This window comes from Pararcticibacter amylolyticus (assembly GCF_003130405.1).
Classification (GTDB): domain Bacteria; phylum Bacteroidota; class Bacteroidia; order Sphingobacteriales; family Sphingobacteriaceae; genus Arcticibacter; species Arcticibacter amylolyticus.
This window is the reverse complement of the sequence record NZ_QEAS01000102.1, coordinates 1-548: the sequence shown is the minus strand read 5'-3', so window position 1 is coordinate 548 and position 548 is coordinate 1. Positions and strand designations below refer to the sequence as shown.

The 548-nt window shown below is 53.5% G+C and carries 1 pseudogene; it reads left to right on the top strand.

What is annotated here, in order from left to right:
* Positions 1-548, top strand: a pseudogene (locus DDR33_RS26275) (DUF6443 domain-containing protein); the annotation flags it as partial.

Below are 548 nucleotides of genomic sequence, written 5' to 3'. Positions count from 1 at the left end.
AAGGCGGCACCCTCTCAGACGGCAATTACGATGAAACCGACAACACCTACAGCTTCACCGATGAGCTGCTCACCAGCACCCGCCACCATAAAGTAAACAGCACCGAACAAGTAAAGATCTTTACCCTGTATGAATACGACCATATGGGACGCAAAGTAAACACCTGGGAGACCATCGGCAGCGGGGACAAGGTACTGCTGGCACAGAATACCTATAATGAGATCGGTCAGCTCAAAGAAAAGCGGCTGCACTCAAAAGACAAGGGCAATACCTTTCTCCAGAAGATCGCCTACCAGTACAACGAGCGGGGCTGGCTCAAACAGATCAATGACCCCGGCAGCCCCACCTCAGAAAGAGTATTCGGGATGAACCTGCAGTACAATGACCATGCAGACGCCGCAAAGAAGCAGTATAACGGCAATATCTCCTCCCTCAGCTGGCAGACAAAAGTCCCCGCCAGCAGCGGCTTTCCCCAGGAGAAGCAAAGCTATGACTACACCTACGACAAGCTCAACCGCCTGGAACTGGCCGCCTACACCACCCCCGGC